At 34.7% G+C, this 277-nt stretch carries 1 protein-coding gene; it reads left to right on the forward strand.

The window, feature by feature from the left end; all coding sequences use genetic code 11:
* Positions 1–277 (forward strand): hypothetical protein (locus ACSV5T_RS09815; protein WP_438320987.1); only part of this gene is annotated, 277 nt, incomplete at both ends.

The raw sequence follows: 277 nt of genomic DNA on the forward strand, positions 1-277 counted from the left end.
GATTTTTATGAATCATTGGTGATGGAAGCACTCAGCGATATTGAATTAATTTATATATTATCTAATGTTACTACCCTAAATAAGCCTTATTTTGCCATACAGCATCGCATGAATCCGCAAGAGTGTAAGCAGTTACTAACAGTTTTGCAGATACCTCAATTTTTATACAAGGATTTGGTGGCTTTACAGCAAGTCTTGACCCTTCTACCTTGCTATATTGTCACAGGCGAACTACATTTTTCATTATCGTTAGTTAATCACTTAGGCAATCAAATTC

This window comes from Veillonella sp. ZSJB6, assembly GCF_051549505.1.
Taxonomy (GTDB): Bacteria; Bacillota; Negativicutes; order Veillonellales; family Veillonellaceae; genus Veillonella.